Source organism: Aminobacter sp. 01T433 (assembly GCF_056398585.1).
The window spans coordinates 1-19,879 of record NZ_JBFTPR010000035.1 but is presented as its reverse complement, the minus strand read 5'-3'; the positions used below and the strand labels follow the sequence as shown (position 1 = coordinate 19,879).

Here is a 19,879-nt window from a genome sequence, read left to right as displayed (position 1 = left end):
CCGAGATGGTCATGCCCGGCGACAACATCACCGTCGATGTCGAGCTGATCGTGCCGATCGCCATGGAAGAGAAGCTGCGCTTCGCTATCCGTGAAGGTGGCCGTACCGTCGGCGCCGGCATCGTCGCTTCGATCAAAGAATAATCGACGCTTCACTGAATTGCATGAAGGGCGGCCCTCGGGTCGCCCTTTTTGTTTGCCGAAAGGCTACATTGCAAGGGGCCGCGCCACGGGTAAAGTTAACGTCATTCGCACAATCGTTGGGGGACGATGCGCTTGGCCAGATCACGTAACATTTTCAGACGTTTGTTTTTACTTGCCGTCTTTGCCAGCGCGCTGGTCTCTCAAATAGTGATGAGCGCCTCGGCTGGCCCGGGTGTCGATGATATCGACGATCCGATGAAATTCGTGGTCGTTCGCAGCAGCACACCATTTTGCGAACCCAATTGCCCGGAATTCATATGGGCACGCGGCGCGATAGAGGCAGGCACGCCGGCCGCCTTCAAGAAGTTACTGAAGCGGATCGGAAACAAGCGCCTGCCGATCGTCCTCAGTTCGCCCGGTGGAAGTGTCGATGCAGCGTATAAGCTCGGGCGAATGATCCGGGAGCGGAAGCTAGATGTAGGTGTTGGCAGCGCCTACCTGACCGCATGTCCCGCTGCCCAGCCGGATTGCGAAGCGCAGCAGAAGAAGACCGGGGTCTATTCGGGCGTTGTCGTCGACTATGGCGTCTATTGTAACTCGGCATGTCCGCTGGTGCTTGCCGGGGGCGTCAGGCGGCTTGCCGGTCCAACGACTTATGTCGGCGTCCATCAGATCACGACTACCTATTCCAGGGAAACGATCCGCTACCGAGAAAAGTACAAGATCGTGAAGGGTAAGAAGCGGGTGATCGAAAAGAAGATCGTCAGCCGCAAAAAGGTGGGCAGCTACCAAACGACAAAGCTGTCAAAGTCCAGCGAGCGGGCTTTTCTCGCCTACCTCAAGGAAATGGGGGTAGCCAAATCCTATTTCGCCGCGGCCCAAGGGACACCGGCCAAGGACATGCGCCAGCTGAGTCGGTTGGAAATGATTGGCATGAGCCTCGTTACGAGGGAGGAATCTGCCGGCATTTTCGCGCGAGCGGGGCTGTGCCAGTCGGGGCGGCCTGCGGAGAATTGCGTAGGGGAGGTAGCCTTGGCTGCCAGGCGCGTGAAGCCCTATCCGAAAGCGATAATTCCGCCGAACTCGCAGATGTGGTTTGCCGTTGTTCGGTCCAGCGAATCTGGCTGCGAACCAGATTGCCCAGAATGGATATCGGCCGAAGGCGATATTGATCCCAAAGCCCTTTCGCGCTTCGAGACCATTTTGAAGGCCCTCGAGGGGCGAAAATTGCCGTTGGTCGTGTCGTCGAACGGTGGCGACGCGGAAACCGCGATCGCCTTGGGGAACATGATTCGGGAAAACCGCCTGGATGTCGCAGTCGGCAGTACGGTTTTTTCCGGCTGCAAGCCCCGCTCCAAGAATTGTGTCGCAACGGCAAAGACCGGGGCGCCCTATTTCGGCAACGCCGTTTCAGGTGGTGGCGAATGCACCCGTGACTGCATGTTGATGCTGGCTGGAGGCAAAACAAGGCTCGCCGGCTATGGAACATTCGTTGGATGGGAGATCGGCGACAAGCCTTCCGAAACGGTGCTCGCCACTTATTCGGGGCAGGTGAATGTAAAGACGGAGTCATTCGACTCTGGCCCACCGGTCAAGCTCGATGACTATGCTCAGTTTCGTTTGATGAAAAGAGGCCTCCTGACCCGCACTAGCGCCGTGGATCTACTCGTCGACGGAGCTATTTGCCGTACCATCCCGACGCCAGGAAACTGCAGAGCGGCTAGCCCCGGTGAGTTCCCGCGCTAGCTCTTCCTATACGCCCTCAACTGCGTCTTAGGGGTGGCGGTTATCGCCACGCCCCGGTGGTCCGAAAACCGCAGCTGTGAATGTTCACAAACTGCTTCATTGCGCTCTTTACAGACGCGTCGGAAATCCTTAGGAAGCCGGTGCTGCGCAGTTGATGCGCGGCGAGATGCACGGGCATAGCTCAGTTGGTAGAGCGGCGGTCTCCAAAACCGCAGGTCGTAGGTTCGAGCCCTGCTGCCCGTGCCAGTCTTGCCAGAACTCGCTAATTCAGGCATAAGAGACTTTCGATAGCCGGAACGGAACGACTGGATGGTTCCGATGCGGCGTTTAAACGTAAAGCTGTACCCTGCCACTTGCGTGGAAAGAGAATCGGTTTTATGTAGGCGAAACAGACACGCGGCGCGTGGAGCTGGGGATCCGGCTTTACGCGTCCGAATTGCATGGGCGGAATGTTTGCGCTGATTCGGCGCGGATTTCCTCTCAGGTAGCGGCATCTCCCGGTCACGGGATCATCCAGAAGTCCGGTCAACGGACGTTGAAAGCAGAGCGGCACATGGCGAAAACCACGAACCCCTTCACCTTTCTGCAGCAGGTAAGGTCGGAAACGGCGAAGGTTACGTGGCCATCACGGCGCGAGACGATGATCTCCACGGTCATGGTCCTCGGCTTTGCAATTATTGCGATGATTTTCTTTTTTGCTGCAGACCAGCTGATGGCGTTCGCCGTCGAGCAGATCTTGGGCATGGGCCGCTAAGGCTGCGAATACGGAGAATTCCTGAGATGACTGCGCGCTGGTATATCGTCCACGCCTATTCGAACTTCGAAAAGAAGGTCGCTGAGGACATTGTGCACAAGGCCAAGCAGAAGGGCCTGAGCGAGCAGATCGAGCAGATCGTCGTTCCGACTGAGAAGGTTGTCGAGGTTCGCCGCGGCCGCAAGGTCGACGCCGAGCGCAAATTCTTCCCGGGCTACGTGCTGCTGAAGGCGCATTTGACCGACGCTGTTTTCTCTCTCGTGAAGAACACGCCGAAGGTCACTGGTTTCCTGGGTGACTCGAAGCCGGTGCCGATCACCGAAGCTGAAGCCCAGCGCATTCTGAATCAGGTCCAGGAGGGCGTCGAACGTCCCAAGCCGTCGGTCACTTTCGAGATCGGCGAAGCGGTTCGTGTTTCCGATGGTCCGTTCGCGTCGTTCAACGGTTTCGTCCAGGAAGTGGACGAGGAGCGCGCGCGCCTCAAGGTGGAAGTTTCGATCTTCGGGCGCGCTGTGCCTGTCGATCTCGAATTCGGTCAGGTCGAAAAGGGCTGATCGAAGCGCCCGTCGCCGGTTTCGGTGGTGGGCAGTGTCAGGCGCATGCCTGGCGCAAGCATGGTGGGAGAAGAGGCGGCTTAGCCGGTTGTCTTTTTCGCACCACCGAACTGCAACCGCCGGGTCCTCCGGCATAAAACGAAAGCAGGAAAGAGATGGCTAAGAAAATAGCGGGCCAGCTCAAGCTCCAGGTTTCCGCGGGTTCGGCGACGCCGTCGCCCCCGATCGGTCCGGCGCTTGGTCAGCGTGGCATCAACATCATGGAGTTCTGCAAGGCGTTCAACGCGCAGACCCAGGAACTCGAGAAGGGATCCCCGATCCCGGTCGTGATCACCTATTACCAGGACAAGTCGTTCACCTTCGTCATGAAGACGCCGCCGGTGGCCTACTTCCTGAAGAAGGCAGCCAACCTCAAGTCGGGCTCCAAGGAGCCGGGCAAGATCAAGGCTGGCGAGATCAGCAGCGCCAAGGTGCGCGAGATCGCCGAAATCAAGTTGAAGGACCTGAACGCGAACGATATCGAAGCCGCCATCAAGATGGTCGAAGGCTCGGCTCGTTCGATGGGCCTGGAAGTGGTGGGCTGAGATCATGGCTAAGATTGCAAAGCGCGTTTCCAAGTCCCGTGAAGGCCTCGATGCGGACAAGGCTTATGGCCTTGGCGAAGCACTCGAGCTTTTGAAGGCTCGCTCGTCGGTCAAGTTCGACGAGACCATCGAAGTCGCCATGAACCTCGGCGTCGACCCGCGCCATGCTGACCAGATGGTCCGCGGCGTGGTCAACCTGCCGAACGGCACGGGCCGCACGGTCCGCGTCGCGGTTTTCGCACGCGATGCAAAGGCTGACGAAGCCCGCGCCGCTGGTGCTGACATCGTTGGTGCGGAAGATCTCGTCGATATCGTCCAGAAGGGCCAGATCGACTTCGACCGCTGCATCGCCACCCCCGACATGATGCCGCTGGTCGGCCGTCTCGGTAAGGTTCTCGGCCCGCGCGGCATGATGCCGAACCCGAAGGTCGGCACCGTGACCACCGACGTCGCAGCAGCCGTCAAGGCTTCGAAGGGCGGCGCCGTTGAGTTCCGCGTCGAGAAAGCCGGTATCATCCACGGCGGCGTCGGCAAGGTCTCGTTCGACGTCAAGGCGCTGGAAGAAAACATCCGTGCTTTTGCTGACGCGGTCAACAAGGCCAAGCCGGCTGGCGCCAAGGGCGTGTACGTCAAGAAGGTGTCTGTCACCTCGACGATGGGCCCAGGCCTCAAGATCGACCTCGGCACGCTCGTCGCGTCGTGATTGTTTGAATTGGGATCTGCCAGCAATGGCATGATCCTGAGCAAGAATTCCGGGCCTCCGGGCCCGGATTTTTCGGAAGTTGGAAACAACTTTCGAAATCCTGTCCGAGATTGCAGGCGGTCCAAGCGACCCTTGGTCCTTAATTCGAATGGGCCTGCATGAGACGGGGTGAAGACCAGACAAAGGAGCCTTTGCTCCAATGAAAGGTTCGAACCGTGTTTGCCTTTTGTCTGCGCATCGCGCCGGGCCACAAGCCCGTCAGGTGTGGCGAAAGGGGGCAGGATCCTCGAGCGCCGTTCGGGTGATCTGGAATTTCTGGATTAGCCGCCCGGCAAAAGGCAACCCGACCGCACACCCCCGCAAATGGGAGGCGGTCAACTGGAGATAGGCAGTGGACAGAGCGGAAAAACGCGAACTCGTCACGGGCCTGAATGACGCGTTCTCGAACGCAGGTTCAGTCGTCGTGGCCCACTATGCCGGTATCACCGTCGCGCAAATGAACGATCTTCGCGTGAAGATGCGTCAGGCCGGCGGTACCGTCAAAGTCGCGAAGAACCGTCTCGCCAAAATCGCTCTTCAGGGCACGGAATCCGAAAGCATCATCGATCTGTTCAAGGGACAGACGCTGGTTGCCTATTCGGAGGATCCGATTGCAGCGCCGAAGGTCGCGTCCGACTTCGCCAAGGCTAATGACAAGCTTGTCATCCTTGGTGGTTCGATGGGCACGACCTTGCTGAACGCCGATGGAGTCAAGGCACTAGCCGCGCTCCCGTCGCTCAACGAGCTGCGTGCAAAGCTGGTTGGCATGATCGCCACCCCGGCTACCCGGATCGCCCAGATCGTCAATGCGCCAGCGGCTTCGGTCGCGCGCGTCATTGGCGCTTACGCCCGGAAGGACGAGGCGGCATGAGGCCGTTCCTCGCTATCATCAACACTCGTTCGAACTGATTGAAGGAATAGATAAATGGCTGATCTCGCAAAGATCGTTGACGACCTGTCGGCCCTGACCGTCCTCGAGGCGGCTGAGCTGTCGAAGCTTCTCGAAGAAAAGTGGGGCGTTTCCGCCGCTGCTCCGGTTGCTGTTGCTGCCGCTGGCGGTGCTGCTGCTGCTCCGGTCGAAGAGAAGACCGAGTTCGATGTCATCCTGGCAGCTGCCGGCGACAAGAAGATCGAAGTCATCAAGGAAGTCCGCGCCATCACCGGCCTGGGCCTCAAGGAAGCCAAGGACCTCGTCGAAGGCGCTCCGAAGCCGGTCAAGGAAGGCGTTTCCAAGGCCGACGCAGAGAAGCTCAAGGCTCAGCTGGAAGCAGCTGGCGCCAAGATCGAGCTTAAGTAAGCTCACGGTTTCGGTGGGCGGCCCAATCGCCGCCCACCGGCTCCCGTGACCCGGGGGATTGAGGGGAACCTATTTCCTGATGGCCGCAAGCGGCTTTCAGGAAACGGGTTTTCGCCCGTTTTGGATAGGCCGCCGCCGAGGCGGCGCGAAAATGCAAGGTGAGCATTAGCGACGCTCACCCCAAGTAAAGGCAGCAAGGAGCGACGATGGCCCAGATCCAGACTTTCAATGGCCGCAGACGCGTACGCAAGTTCTTCGGAAAGATCCCCGAAGTTGCGGAGATGCCGAACCTCATCGAGGTTCAAAAGGCATCCTACGATCAGTTCCTGATGGTGGACGAGCCCAAGGGCGGTCGTCCCGATGAAGGACTGCAGGCCGTTTTCAAGTCGGTCTTCCCGATCTCAGACTTCTCCGGCGCGTCGATGCTGGAGTTCGTCAAGTATGAGTTCGAAGCACCGAAGTTCGACGTCGACGAGTGCCGTCAGCGCGATCTGACCTTTGCTGCGCCGCTCAAGGTGACGCTGCGCCTCATCGTGTTCGATATTGACGAAGATACCGGCGCGAAGTCGATCAAGGACATCAAGGAGCAGGACGTCTACATGGGCGACATGCCGCTCATGACGTCCAACGGCACCTTCATCGTCAACGGCACCGAGCGCGTCATCGTTTCGCAGATGCACCGTTCGCCGGGCGTCTTCTTCGACCACGACAAGGGCAAGTCGCACTCGTCGGGCAAGCTTTTGTTTGCCGCGCGCGTCATTCCTTACCGTGGTTCGTGGCTCGATATCGAGTTCGACTCCAAGGACATCGTCCACGCCCGTATCGATCGTCGCCGCAAGATCCCGGTCACGTCGCTGCTGATGGCGCTTGGGATGGACGGCGAGGAGATCCTGTCGACCTTCTACAACAAGATCACCTACAAGAAGTCGGGCGATCACTGGCGCATTCCGTTCTCGGTCGAGCGTTTCCGCGGCCTCAAGGCTGTCGGCGATCTGGTTGATGCCGACACCGGCGAAATCGTCGTCGAAGCCGGCAAGAAGATCACCGCGCGTCAGGCCAAGCAGCTTGCCGAAAAGGGCCTCAAGGCGATCAAGGCGACCGAAGACGATCTCTTCGGCAGCTACCTCGCTGAGGACATCGTCAACTACGGAACCGGCGAGATCTTCCTCGAAGCTGGCGACGAGATCGACGAAAAGACCCTGAAGGTTCTGCTCGCGGCTGGCGAGGAAGAGATCAAGATCCTCGACATCGATCATATCAATGTCGGCGGCTACATCCGCAACACGCTCACGGTCGACAAGAACGAGAGCCGCCAGGACGCGCTGTTCGACATCTACCGTGTCATGCGTCCGGGCGAGCCGCCTACGCTCGATACCGCCGAAGCCATGTTCAACTCGCTGTTCTTCGATAGCGAGCGCTACGACCTTTCGGCCGTCGGCCGCGTCAAGATGAACATGCGTCTCGAGCTCAACGCGGAAGACACAGTGCGTGTCCTGCGCAAGGACGACATCCTTGCCGTGGTCAAGACGCTGGTCGAACTGCGTGACGGCAAGGGCGAGATCGACGACATCGACAACCTCGGCAACCGCCGTGTCCGTTCGGTCGGCGAGCTGATGGAAAATCAGTACCGCGTCGGTCTGCTCCGCATGGAGCGGGCGATCAAGGAACGTATGTCCTCGATCGAAATCGACACGGTCATGCCGCAGGACCTGATCAACGCCAAGCCGGCGGCTGCCGCCGTGCGCGAGTTCTTCGGTTCTTCGCAGCTGTCGCAGTTCATGGATCAGACCAACCCGCTGTCGGAGATCACCCACAAGCGTCGTCTTTCGGCGCTTGGACCTGGTGGTCTGACCCGCGAGCGCGCTGGCTTCGAAGTCCGCGACGTGCATCCGACCCACTACGGCCGTATCTGCCCGATTGAGACGCCGGAAGGCCCGAATATCGGTCTGATCAACTCGCTGGCTACCTTCGCACGCGTCAACAAGTACGGCTTCATCGAAAGCCCGTACCGCAAGATCGTCGACGGCAAGCTGACGAACGAAGTTGTCTATCTGTCGGCTATGGAAGAGGCCAAGCACTTCGTCGCCCAGGCCAACGCCGAGCTCGACAAGGACGGCCACTTCGTCGATGAGTTCGTCATCTGCCGCAATGCCGGCGATGTGATGATGGCGCCGCGCGAAAACGTCGATCTTATGGACGTTTCGCCCAAGCAGATGGTGTCGGTCGCAGCAGCACTGATCCCGTTCCTGGAAAACGACGACGCCAACCGCGCTCTGATGGGCTCGAACATGCAGCGTCAGGCCGTGCCGTTGGTGCGTGCCGAGGCTCCGTTCGTCGGTACCGGCATGGAGCCGATCGTTGCGCGTGACTCGGGTGCTGCCATCGGCGCTCGCCGCGGCGGTATCGTCGACCAGGTCGACGCGACGCGTATCGTTGTCCGTGCGACGGAAGATCTCCATCCGGGCAAGTCCGGCGTCGACATCTACCGTCTGATGAAGTTCCAGCGTTCGAACCAGAACACTTGCATCAACCAGCGTCCGCTGGTCCGCATGGGTGACCGGGTCAACAAGGGCGACATCATCGCCGACGGCCCGTCGACCGAGCTCGGTGATCTGGCTCTCGGCCGTAACGTGCTCGTCGCGTTCATGCCGTGGAACGGCTACAACTACGAGGACTCGATCCTGCTCTCCGAGCGCATCGTGGCCGACGACGTCTTCACCTCGATCCACATCGAGGAGTTCGAGGTCATGGCCCGCGATACGAAGCTCGGGCCTGAGGAAATCACCCGCGACATTCCGAACGTTTCGGAAGAAGCGCTGAAGAACCTCGACGAAGCGGGTATCGTCTACATCGGTGCGGAAGTGGCTCCTGGCGACATTCTTGTCGGCAAGATCACGCCGAAGGGCGAAAGCCCGATGACGCCGGAAGAGAAGCTGCTGCGTGCCATCTTCGGTGAAAAGGCCTCGGATGTCCGTGACACCTCCATGCGCATGCCGCCCGGAACCTACGGCACCATCGTCGAAGTTCGCGTCTTCAACCGCCACGGCGTGGAGAAGGACGAACGCGCTATGGCAATCGAGCGCGAGGAAATCGAGCGTCTCGCCAAGGACCGTGACGACGAGCAGGCGATCCTCGATCGCAACGTCTACAGCCGCCTGAGCGACATGCTCATCGGCAAGGACGCGATTGCCGGACCGAAGGGCTTCAAGAAGGGCTCGACCGTCGCCAAGGAGACGCTGGACGACTATCCGCGTTCGCAGTGGTGGCAGTTCGCCGTTGAAGACGAGAAGATGCAGGGTGAGCTCGAAGCTCTGCGCGGCCAGTACGACGACTCCAAGAAGCAGCTCGAGCAGCGCTTCATGGACAAGGTCGAAAAGGTGCAGCGCGGCGACGAGATGCCGCCCGGCGTGATGAAGATGGTCAAGGTCTTCGTTGCGGTGAAGCGCAAGATGCAGCCCGGCGATAAGATGGCCGGCCGTCACGGCAACAAGGGTGTCGTGTCGCGTATCGTTCCGGTCGAGGACATGCCGTTCCTCGAAGACGGAACGCATGCGGACATCGTGCTCAATCCGCTCGGCGTGCCTTCACGCATGAATGTCGGCCAGATTCTGGAAACGCATCTGGGCTGGGCATGCGCAGGCATGGGCAAGAAGATCGGTGAGCTGATCGAGGCGTACAAGTCGGGTGGCGATATCAAGCCGCTGCGCGACACACTCGAGAGCTTCATTCCGGCCAACGACCGCAACGAGCCGGTCCGTGATTATGACGACGAAAGCATCGTTCGCCTCAGCGAGCAGATGAAGCGTGGCGTCTCGATCGCGACCCCGGTGTTCGACGGCGCGCATGAAGCCGACATCAATGTGATGTTGCAGCAGGCGGGTCTTCACACCTCCGGCCAGTCGCAGTTGTACGACGGACGTACGGGCGAGCCGTTCGACCGCATGGTGACGATGGGCTACATCTACATGCTCAAGCTTCACCACCTGGTCGACGACAAGATCCACGCCCGTTCGATCGGACCTTACTCGCTCGTTACCCAGCAGCCGCTGGGCGGCAAGGCGCAGTTCGGTGGCCAGCGCTTCGGCGAAATGGAGGTCTGGGCGCTCGAAGCCTACGGCGCCGCCTACACGCTGCAGGAAATGCTGACCGTGAAGTCGGACGACGTGGCAGGCCGTACCAAGGTCTACGAGGCGATCGTGCGCGGCGACGACACGTTCGAAGCGGGCATTCCCGAGAGCTTCAACGTTCTCGTCAAGGAAATGCGGTCGCTGGGCCTCAATGTCGAGCTTGAGAACACCAAGATCGACGAAACGCACCGACTGCCCGACGCAGCCGAGTAAGCACTAAAGGCGCGCCGCTGGGATTTTTCCCCGCGGCGTCGCCGCTGAGCACGATCCCGTTAGACGGGTGCCGTTTTCGGTCAAGATCGTGCTCGAATGAAGAGAATTTTTCGGCGACGGCCGACACAGCTGGCGGGCGCTCTGGTCCGCACACGATGACAAGGGGCTTTCGAGGGCCCCGAAAAGGAGAACGGCATGAACCAAGAGGTCATGAATCTCTTCAACCCTCAGGCGCCTGCGCAGGTGTTCGATTCCATCCGGATTTCGCTCGCCAGCCCTGAGAAGATTCTGTCCTGGTCGTTCGGCGAAATCAAAAAGCCGGAGACGATCAACTACCGCACCTTCAAGCCGGAGCGTGACGGGCTGTTCTGCGCCCGCATCTTTGGCCCGATCAAGGATTACGAGTGCCTGTGCGGTAAGTACAAGCGCATGAAGTACAAGGGCGTCATCTGCGAAAAGTGCGGCGTGGAAGTGACGCTGTCGCGCGTTCGCCGCGAGCGCATGGGCCACATCGAGCTCGCCGCGCCCGTCGCCCACATCTGGTTCCTGAAGTCGCTGCCGAGCCGTATCGGCACGCTGCTCGACATGACGCTCAAGGATATCGAGCGCGTCCTGTACTTCGAGAACTACATTGTCACCGAGCCGGGCCTGACCGCGCTTAAGGAGCACCAGCTCCTGGGCGAGGAAGAGTACCAGATCGCTGTCGACGAGTATGGCGAGGATTCGTTCACCGCCATGATCGGCGCGGAAGCCATCCATGACCTGCTTGCCAGCATGGATCTCGAAAAGATCGCTGGCGATCTGCGTTCCGAGCTCGCGACGACTACGTCCGAGCTCAAGCAGAAGAAGTATCTGAAGCGGCTCAAGGTCGTCGAAAACTTCATGGAATCGGGCAACCGCCCCGAGTGGATGATCATGAAGGTCGTTCCGGTGATCCCGCCGGACCTGCGTCCGCTGGTCCCGCTGGATGGCGGCCGCTTTGCGACGTCCGACCTGAACGATCTCTATCGCCGCGTCATCAACCGCAACAACCGCTTGAAGCGTCTGATCGAGCTGCGTGCGCCTGGCATCATCATCCGCAACGAAAAGCGCATGCTGCAGGAAGCTGTCGACGCACTGTTCGACAACGGCCGCCGTGGCCGCGTCATCACTGGTGCCAACAAGCGTCCGCTGAAGTCGCTGTCCGACATGCTCAAGGGCAAGCAGGGCCGCTTCCGTCAGAACCTGCTCGGCAAGCGCGTCGACTATTCCGGTCGTTCGGTCATCGTGACCGGTCCGGAACTCAAGCTGCACCAGTGCGGCCTGCCGAAGAAGATGGCGCTCGAGCTGTTCAAGCCGTTCATCTATGCCCGTCTCGACGCCAAGGGTTACTCCTCGACCGTCAAGCAGGCCAAGAAGCTGGTCGAGAAGGAAAAGCCGGAAGTCTGGGATATCCTCGACGAGGTCATCCGCGAACATCCGGTGCTGCTCAACCGCGCGCCGACGCTGCACCGCCTGGGCATCCAGGCCTTCGAGCCCATTCTGATCGAAGGCAAGGCGATCCAGCTGCATCCGCTCGTCTGCACGGCCTTCAACGCCGACTTCGACGGCGACCAGATGGCTGTCCACGTTCCGCTTTCGCTCGAGGCTCAGCTTGAAGCCCGCGTGCTGATGATGTCGACTAACAACATCCTGCACCCGGCTTCCGGCGCGCCGATCATCGTGCCGTCGCAGGACATGGTTCTCGGTCTCTACTATCTCTCGATCGTCAACCAGAACGAGCCGGGCGAGGGCATGGTGTTTGCCGACATGGGCGAACTCCAGCACGCGCTTGAGACCAAGGCAGTCACGCTGCACTCCAAGATCAAGGGTCGTTTCCGCACGGTCGACGCTGCTGGCAATGTCGTGTCCAATATCCATGAGACGACGCCTGGGCGCATGATCATCGGCGAACTGCTGCCGAAGAACGTCAACGTGCCGTACGATACCGCCAACCAGGAGATGACCAAGAAGAACATCTCCAAGATGATCGACACCGTCTACCGCCACTGCGGTCAGAAAGAGACGGTCATCTTCTGCGATCGCATCATGGCCCTGGGCTTTGCCCATGCCTGCCGCGCCGGTATTTCGTTCGGCAAGGACGACATGCTGATCCCGGATACCAAGGAGAAGCTGGTTGCCGATACCGAGGCGCTCGCCAAGGAATACGAGCAGCAGTACAATGACGGCCTGATCACTCAGGGCGAGAAGTACAACAAGGTAGTCGACGCCTGGGCCAAGTGCTCGGAAAAGGTCGCCGACGAAATGATGGCCCGCATCAAGGCGGTGGAGTTCGAAGACAGCGGCCGTCAGAAGCCGATGAACTCGATCTACATGATGTCGCACTCCGGTGCGCGTGGTTCGCCCACCCAGATGCGTCAGCTGGCCGGTATGCGTGGCCTGATGGCCAAGCCGTCGGGTGAAATCATCGAGACGCCGATCATTTCCAACTTCAAGGAAGGTCTGACGGTTCTCGAGTACTTCAACTCGACCCACGGTGCCCGTAAGGGTCTCGCCGATACCGCTCTGAAGACGGCTAACTCCGGCTACCTGACCCGTCGTCTCGTCGACGTGGCGCAGGATTGCATCGTCAACTCGGTTGATTGCGGCACCGAAAAGGGCCTCACCATGCAGCCGATCGTCGATGCCGGCCAGGTGGTCGCTTCGCTCGGCCTGCGTATCCTTGGCCGTACGTCGCTCGACGACATCAACCACCCGGTTACTGGCGATCTGCTGGTCAAGGCCGGCACGCTGATGGACGAGCGCGACATCGAGGTGATCGAGAAGGCTGGCGTTCAGTCCGTCCGCATCCGCTCGGCACTGACCTGCGAAGTCAAGGTCGGCGTCTGCGCGGTCTGCTACGGTCGCGATCTGGCACGTGGTACCCCTGTCAACCAGGGCGAAGCTGTCGGCGTCATCGCCGCTCAGTCGATCGGCGAGCCGGGCACGCAGCTTACCATGCGTACCTTCCACATGGGCGGTACCGCGCAGGTGGTGGACAGCTCGTTCCTTGAAGCCTCCTATGAGGGCAAGGTTGAGATCCGCAACCGCAACGTGGTTCGCAACTCCGACGGCAACCTTGTCGTGATGGGCCGCAACATGGCGATCCTGATCCTCGACGAAACCGGCAAGGAACGTGCCACGCACCGTGTCACCTATGGTTCGCGTATCTTCGTGGACGATGGCGACAAGGTGAAGCGCGGCCAGCGTGTCGCCGAGTGGGATCCCTACACCCGTCCGATCCTCACCGAAATCGAAGGCCGTGTGGCGTTCGAGGACCTGGTCGACGGCATTTCCGTTCAGGAAACGGCCGACGAGTCGACCGGCATCACCAAGCGTGAGGTCATCGACTGGCGTTCGACCCCGCGCGGCAATGATCTGAAGCCCGCGATCGTCGTCCAGGACTCCAAGGGCAAGGTCGGCAAGCTGTCGAAGGGCGGCGATGCTCGCTTCCTGCTCTCGGTCGAGGCCATCTTGTCGGTCGAACCGGGTGCGCATGTGCATCCTGGCGACGTCTTGGCGCGTATCCCGATGGAAAGCGCGAAGACCAAGGACATCACCGGTGGTCTGCCGCGTGTTGCCGAGCTCTTCGAAGCCCGCCGTCCGAAGGATCACGCCATCATCGCCGAGATCGATGGTACGGTTCGCTTTGGCCGCGACTACAAGAACAAGCGCCGCATCATCATCGAGCCGCATGACTCGACGCTTGAGCCAGTCGAATACCTGATCCCGAAGGGCAAGCCGTTCCATCTTCAGGACGGCGATGCCATCGAAAAGGGCGACTACATCCTCGACGGCAATCCGGCGCCGCACGACATTCTGGCCATCAAGGGCGTGGAGGCACTTGCGTCCTACCTCGTCAACGAGATCCAGGAAGTCTACCGGTTGCAGGGCGTGTCGATCAACGACAAGCACATCGAGGTCATCGTTCGTCAGATGCTGCAGAAGGTCGAGATCACCGCTCAGGGCGACTCGGTCTACATCCCGGGCGATCATGTCGACGTCATCGAGTTCGACGAGATCAACGATCGCCTGATCGAGGAAGGCAAGAAGCCTGCCGAAGGTCAGCCGGTTCTGCTCGGTATCACCAAGGCATCGCTGCAGACGCCGTCCTTCATCTCGGCCGCTTCCTTCCAGGAAACGACCAGGGTGCTGACGGAAGCTGCGGTCGCCGGCAAGACCGACATGCTGCAGGGTCTCAAGGAAAACGTCATCGTCGGCCGCCTTATCCCGGCCGGCACGGGCGGCATGATGAGCCAGATCCGGCGCATCGCCACCTCGCGCGACGAACTGATACTCGACGAGCGCCGCAAGCTCTCGGGTGTCGAGGTCGCCGAGCCGATCCTGACCGACATGGTCAACGCCGCTCAGTAAGGGCGTCGTCCAAACAAGAATGGGAAAGGGGGCTTCGGCCCCCTTTTTTCATTTGGGCACCTGAGCTTCATGTGCCTGTCAAATGCCGTCGCTATCAGTGCGGGCCCGACGCGCATTACAGGTGACCGCATCATGAAGTCTGTTGTTTCCGCCATCGCTGCCGTGCTGGCTTCGTCAGTGATTTCGGCCCACGCGCAAGACACCGGTCCGCTCAAGGCGACGCTGCTCGGCCAGGTCGTTCTGCCGACCGGCCTGAAGATCGCGGGGACCGAGTTCGGCGGCATTTCCGGCCTCGACTACGATGCGCCGAGCGGGCTGTTCTTCGCCATCTCGGACGATCGCTCGGAACGCGCGCCGGCGCGGCTCTACACGCTGAAGCTTGCGATCGACGACAAAGGTGTCCACGGCGTCGATATCGTGTCGAGCTCTGCTCTACGTGACGCTGAGGGTGCTGTCTTCGCCAAGAAGGATGTCGACCCCGAGGCGATCCGCTTCGATGCGTCGGCCAACCGGATCTTCTGGTCGAGCGAGGGCGATGCTGCCGGCAAGCCTGCTATCCATGAAGCAAAACCAGATGGCAGCCACGTCAGGAGTTTTGCAATTCCACAGGCCTATCTGCCCAATGCCGACAAGACGTCGGGTGTTCGCGGCAATCTTTCCTTTGAAAGCCTGGCCATCTCGCTCGACGGCAAGACCCTTTGGGCAGGAACCGAAAATGCCCTGGCGCAGGATGGCGAAAAAGCCACGCTGGAAGCCGGCAGCCCGTCGCGCATCATCGGCTTCGACATTGCCAGTGGTGCAGTGACGGCCGAGTATGTCTATGAGAACGGACCGATCTTCGCCAAGGCAACGCAAGATCCATTCTACAACGACAACGGCCTCTCCGAATTCCTGTTCTTCGGACCTGGCGAACTGCTGACCGTCGAACGTTCCTTCGCCCTTGGCATCGGCACCGAGATCAACTTCTATCTGGCGAGCTTTGCAGGTGCCACCGATGTGAAGGGTGTCGCGTCGATCAAGGATGTGGCTGCAACGCCGATATCGAAGCGCAAGGTTCTGACGATCGGCGAGGGCGATTTCGGTCTCGACATCGACAACATCGAGTCCGTGACCTGGGGGCCGGAAGTCGACGGCAAGCGGACGCTGGTGATTGCCTCCGACAACAATTTCAACCCCGAGCAGTTCACCCAGTTCGTGGTGTTGAAACTGGACCCCGCCACCAACTGAGTGGGATCGCGCCACGGGTCAAAGGCCCGCCGAACCGGCAAGGCCGACATCGGCGGGCAGGGCGGGTCGACTGACCTGAAATCAGCGCGGCTCGTTAAAGGTGACGATCGACACTTCGCCTTCGAGCGCCCCTTGATAGGCTGAGATCTGCGGCTCGTCGTCGGGTTCGCCTTGCATGTCACCGATCTGGTCGAGCTCGGCTTCGGCGTAACCTTCCTTTACCAGGGCGTCGAGTGCCAGGCGCACAGCGGTATCGTCGTCCGGTGCGACGAGCATGATATGGACGCCTTCGGGCTTTCCGCCCTTCTTACGCCAGACTCGTCCGATGATGATCGTCACCGGGCGCTCTTCGTTGTCGTTCATCAGTGATTCCCTGTTTTAGATTCGCAAGTGCGGGGATTCGCCCCGGTTTCACCGATTTTCGCATGAAGAGTGGGGGCAAAACAGGGCAAACAGCGTCACAAACCGGCTTAGTCTCTATGTTGCAGCGCAATAAAATTGCTCCAGGCGGCTTGGATGGCCCGAAGTGCCGGTTTCGTTAAGGTTTTTGGAGGGACGGGCTTGACGGTTCCCGGTCATGCGAGTAGATACCGCCTCGTCTGAGCCGATGTGAGGTTGGTCTTTCCGAAGCGACAAGCTTTAGAGTTCACCTCAAACAGGGTTCGTTTTTACGAGCGAGAAGACATTTCCGGCGTGCATGAAGCGATTTCGCTTCCTCTGCCTTTGTTCGGGCAAGACCGCAGATCGCGGTTTGTGGCCCGAATTTGCGTATGGATTTTGCGCTTGAAGTCGCCCTGAACGGGCTTGAGACACGGAATTGAGAGACAAGAGGGTTTAATGCCTACCGTCAACCAGCTGATCCGCAAGCCGCGCCAGGCGCCGGCTACGCGCAACAAGGTGCCGGCCATGCAGGCCAACCCGCAGAAGCGGGGCGTTTGCACGCGCGTCTACACGACGACGCCGAAGAAGCCGAACTCGGCTCTGCGTAAGGTCGCGAAGATCCGCCTGACCAATGGTTTTGAAGTGATCGGCTACATCCCCGGCGAAGGCCATAACCTTCAGGAGCACTCCGTGGTCATGATCCGCGGCGGTCGTGTGAAGGATCTTCCGGGCGTGCGTTATCACATCATCCGTGGCGTGCTCGATACGCAGGGTGTGAAGAACCGCAAGCAGCGCCGTTCGAAGTACGGTGCCAAGCGTCCGAAGTAATTCGGGTTCTGCAATTCAGGCGCTGCGCGAGGTTCTCCGCGTGTTAAGGCGCCGGTTCAAGGTTGAGAGACAAAGATATGTCACGTCGTCACAGTGCAGAAAAGCGCGAGATCAACCCGGATCCCAAGTTCGGTGATCTGGTTGTTACCAAGTTCATGAATGCCGTCATGTATGACGGCAAGAAGTCGATCGCTGAAACGATCGTCTACGGCGCGCTTGATCAGGTCCAGGCTAAGACCAAGCAGGAGCCGGTCACTGTCTTCCATCAGGCGCTCGACAATGTCGCGCCGCATGTGGAAGTGCGTTCGCGTCGTGTCGGCGGCGCTACCTACCAGGTTCCGGTTGATGTGCGTCCTGAGCGCCGTCAGGCACTCGCCATTCGCTGGCTGATCACTGCCGCCCGCAACCGCAACGAGACCACCATGGTCGACCGCCTCTCCGGCGAGCTGATGGATGCGGCTAACAACCGCGGCACCGCCGTGAAGAAGCGTGAAGACACCCACAAGATGGCGGAAGCCAACCGCGCCTTCGCGCACTACCGCTGGTAATAGCGCGAACGAACGACTGAGAGGCACCTCCCATGGCCCGCGAATATAAGATCGAAGACTACCGTAATTTTGGTATCATGGCGCATATCGACGCCGGCAAGACCACGACCACCGAGCGCATCCTTTATTACACGGGCAAGTCGCACAAGATCGGCGAAGTCCATGACGGCGCTGCCACCATGGACTGGATGGAGCAGGAGCAGGAGCGTGGCATCACGATCACCTCCGCTGCGACCACGACCTTCTGGAAGGGTCGCGACGGCTTGCAGCGCCGGTTCAACATCATCGACACCCCCGGCCACGTCGACTTCACGATTGAAGTCGAGCGTTCGCTGCGCGTTCTCGACGGCGCCATCGCGCTGCTCGATGCAAACGCTGGTGTTGAGCCGCAGACCGAGACCGTGTGGCGCCAGGCGGACAAGTACAACGTCCCGCGCATGATCTTCTGCAACAAGATGGACAAGATCGGCGCCGATTTTTATCGCTCCTATGACATGATCAAGTCGCGTCTCGGTGCGATTGCAGTCGCCGTCCAGCTGCCGATCGGCGCTGAATCGGAGTTCAAGGGCGTTGTCGATCTTATCGAGATGAACGCGCTGGTCTGGCGCGATGAGAGCCTGGGCGCTGCCTGGGACGTCGTTGAGATCCCGGACGACCTCAAGGAAAAGGCCGCGGAATTCCGCGACAAGATGATTGAAGCCGCCGTCGAAATGGACGAGACGGCTCTTGAGAACTACCTCGAAGGCAAGATGCCGTCGAACGACGAACTGCGCGCGCTGATCCGCAAGGGTACCATCGCCGTCAAGTTCTTCCCGATGTTCTGTGGCTCGGCCTTCAAGAACAAGGGCGTTCAGCCGCTTCTCAACGGTGTCGTTGACTTCCTGCCGTCGCCGCTCGACGTTCCGGCCATCAAGGGCATCGATGCCAAGACCGAAGCCGAGATCGAGCGTCATGCTGACGACAACGAGCCGCTTTCGATGCTCGCCTTCAAGATCATGAACGATCCGTTCGTCGGCTCGCTGACCTTCTGCCGCATCTACTCCGGCAAGGTGGTCAAGGGCGCGTCGCTCGAAAACACCGTCAAGGGCAAGAAAGAGCGTCTCGGCCGTATGCTGCAGATGCACTCGAACTCGCGCTCCGACATCGAAGAGGCTTTCGCCGGCGACATCGTCGCTCTGGCCGGCCTCAAGGAAACGACCACCGGCGACACGCTTTGCGATCCGCTGCACCCGGTCATCCTCGAGCGCATGGAATTCCCCGAGCCGGTCATTCAGATCGCCATCGAGCCGAAGACCAAGGGCGACCAGGAAAAGATGGGCCTCGCGCTCAACCGTCTGGCTGCTGAAGATCCTTCGTTCCGCGTCAAGTCGGATGAAGAGTCGGGTCAGACCATCATCTCCGGCATGGGCGAGCTGCATCTCGACATCATCGTCGACCGCATGCGTCGCGAGTTCAAGGTTGAGGCGAACGTCGGCGCTCCGCAGGTTGCGTATCGCGAAACGATCACCCGCACCCACGAGCAGGACTACACCCACAAGAAGCAGTCGGGTGGTACGGGCCAGTTCGCGCGCGTCAAGATCGTGTTCGAGCCGAACCCCGAGGGCGAAGATTTCGTCTTCGAATCGAAGATCGTCGGTGGTGCAGTTCCGAAGGAATACATCCCCGGTGTCGACAAGGGTCTCCGCAGCGTTCTGTCTTCGGGTCCGTTCGCAGGCTTCCCGATGATCGGCGTCAAGGCGACGCTCATCGACGGTGCCTACCACGATGTCGACTCCTCGGTGCTGGCCTTCGAAATCGCCGGTCGCGCCTGCCTTCGCGAAGCCGCTCCGAAGCTGGGTGTCCAGCTGCTCGAGCCGATCATGAAGGTCGAAGTCGTGACGCCGGAAGACTATGTCGGCAACGTCATTGGCGACTTGAACAGCCGTCGTGGCCAGATCCAGGGCCAGGAAAGCCGTGGTATCGCCGTCGTCGTCAACGCGATGGTGCCGCTGGCCAACATGTTCAAGTATGTGGACAGCTTGCGCTCGATGTCACAGGGCCGCGCCCAGTACACGATGCAGTTTGACCACTACGAGGCGGTTCCGACTGCGGTCGCACAGGAAGTTCAGAAGAAATACGCGTAATTCCAGCGAATTGCAGCGTTTTATTAATTCAACGCCCTTATCGGGCTAGCAAGAATGGAGACCTCACATGGCAAAAGGTAAATTCGAGCGTAATAAGCCTCATGTGAACATTGGCACGATTGGTCACGTCGACCATGGCAAGACGTCGCTGACGGCGGCGATCACCAAGTATTTCGGCGAGTTCAAGGCCTACGACCAGATCGACGCACGCAGCGCCTGA

The 19,879-nt window shown here is 59.9% G+C and carries 15 protein-coding genes, 1 tRNA gene and 1 pseudogene; 16 read left to right on the top strand and 1 reads right to left on the bottom strand.

From position 1 onward, the window contains the following. The 12 genes from AC1DLV_RS29460 to AC1DLV_RS29405 all read left to right on the top strand — a co-directional run. Window positions 1–143, top strand: a 143-nt coding sequence (locus AC1DLV_RS29460) for an EF-Tu C-terminal domain-related protein (protein ID WP_476803515.1), incomplete at its 5' end; no start/stop codon positions are given. Window positions 144–275: 132 nt separating this feature from the next. Next, window positions 276–1,889 (top strand): COG3904 family protein, encoded by a 1,614-nt coding sequence (locus AC1DLV_RS29455; protein WP_476803517.1) that lies wholly within the window; start codon window positions 276–278, stop codon window positions 1,887–1,889. 170 nt (window positions 1,890–2,059) lie between these two features. Continuing rightward, window positions 2,060–2,135, top strand: a tRNA-Trp gene (locus AC1DLV_RS29450). Between the two features lie 307 nt (window positions 2,136–2,442). Further along, on the top strand, window positions 2,443–2,643 hold the full coding sequence (gene secE / locus AC1DLV_RS29445; protein ID WP_067966516.1) for a preprotein translocase subunit SecE: 201 nt from the start codon (window positions 2,443–2,445) through the stop codon (window positions 2,641–2,643). A gap of 26 nt (window positions 2,644–2,669) precedes the next feature. Next, the gene (gene nusG, locus AC1DLV_RS29440; RefSeq protein WP_476783471.1) at window positions 2,670–3,197 is read left to right on the top strand and encodes a transcription termination/antitermination protein NusG; all 528 of its coding nucleotides are present in this window, start codon (window positions 2,670–2,672) and stop codon (window positions 3,195–3,197) included. 155 nt (window positions 3,198–3,352) lie between these two features. Next, entirely contained in the window at window positions 3,353–3,781 is a 429-nt protein-coding gene (gene rplK / locus AC1DLV_RS29435; RefSeq protein ID WP_476803518.1) for a 50S ribosomal protein L11, read from the top strand. A 4-nt stretch (window positions 3,782–3,785) separates the two neighbouring features. Then, a complete protein-coding gene (gene rplA / locus AC1DLV_RS29430; protein ID WP_476803519.1) occupies window positions 3,786–4,484 on the top strand; it encodes a 50S ribosomal protein L1 in 699 nt (232 codons plus the stop codon). A 391-nt stretch (window positions 4,485–4,875) separates the two neighbouring features. Then, window positions 4,876–5,394 (top strand): 50S ribosomal protein L10, encoded by a 519-nt coding sequence (gene rplJ / locus AC1DLV_RS29425; protein WP_476803520.1) that lies wholly within the window; start codon window positions 4,876–4,878, stop codon window positions 5,392–5,394. 54 nt (window positions 5,395–5,448) lie between these two features. Beyond that, window positions 5,449–5,820, top strand: a complete 372-nt coding sequence (gene rplL / locus AC1DLV_RS29420; protein ID WP_476783467.1) for a 50S ribosomal protein L7/L12 — start codon at window positions 5,449–5,451, stop codon at window positions 5,818–5,820. 206 nt (window positions 5,821–6,026) lie between these two features. Continuing rightward, window positions 6,027–10,160, top strand: a complete 4,134-nt coding sequence (gene rpoB / locus AC1DLV_RS29415; RefSeq protein WP_476803521.1) for a DNA-directed RNA polymerase subunit beta — start codon at window positions 6,027–6,029, stop codon at window positions 10,158–10,160. 195 nt (window positions 10,161–10,355) lie between these two features. Beyond that, entirely contained in the window at window positions 10,356–14,552 is a 4,197-nt protein-coding gene (rpoC, locus tag AC1DLV_RS29410) for a DNA-directed RNA polymerase subunit beta' (protein WP_476803522.1), read from the top strand. 132 nt (window positions 14,553–14,684) lie between these two features. After that, window positions 14,685–15,779, top strand: coding sequence for an esterase-like activity of phytase family protein (locus tag AC1DLV_RS29405; RefSeq protein ID WP_476803523.1), 1,095 nt, complete (start codon window positions 14,685–14,687; stop codon window positions 15,777–15,779). A gap of 81 nt (window positions 15,780–15,860) precedes the next feature. Here the strand turns inward: AC1DLV_RS29405 and AC1DLV_RS29400 are convergent, their stop codons facing one another. Beyond that, complete coding sequence (locus tag AC1DLV_RS29400; RefSeq protein ID WP_476803524.1) at window positions 15,861–16,142, bottom strand: transcriptional regulator; 282 nt, start codon at window positions 16,140–16,142, stop codon at window positions 15,861–15,863. A gap of 474 nt (window positions 16,143–16,616) precedes the next feature. Between AC1DLV_RS29400 and rpsL the strand changes: the two genes are divergently transcribed. The 4 genes and pseudogenes from rpsL to AC1DLV_RS29380 form a co-directional block, all read left to right on the top strand. Beyond that, window positions 16,617–16,988: a 30S ribosomal protein S12 gene (gene rpsL, locus AC1DLV_RS29395; protein WP_018427838.1), complete on the top strand. Its 372-nt coding sequence runs from the start codon at window positions 16,617–16,619 to the stop codon at window positions 16,986–16,988. Between the two features lie 77 nt (window positions 16,989–17,065). Then, window positions 17,066–17,536, top strand: coding sequence for a 30S ribosomal protein S7 (gene rpsG, locus AC1DLV_RS29390; RefSeq protein ID WP_476786465.1), 471 nt, complete (start codon window positions 17,066–17,068; stop codon window positions 17,534–17,536). 32 nt (window positions 17,537–17,568) lie between these two features. Beyond that, complete coding sequence (fusA, locus tag AC1DLV_RS29385) at window positions 17,569–19,659, top strand: elongation factor G (protein ID WP_476803525.1); 2,091 nt, start codon at window positions 17,569–17,571, stop codon at window positions 19,657–19,659. Between the two features lie 67 nt (window positions 19,660–19,726). Further along, window positions 19,727–19,867 (top strand): annotated as a pseudogene (locus AC1DLV_RS29380) (GTP-binding protein); the annotation flags it as partial. Window positions 19,868–19,879: the final 12 nt, after the last annotated feature.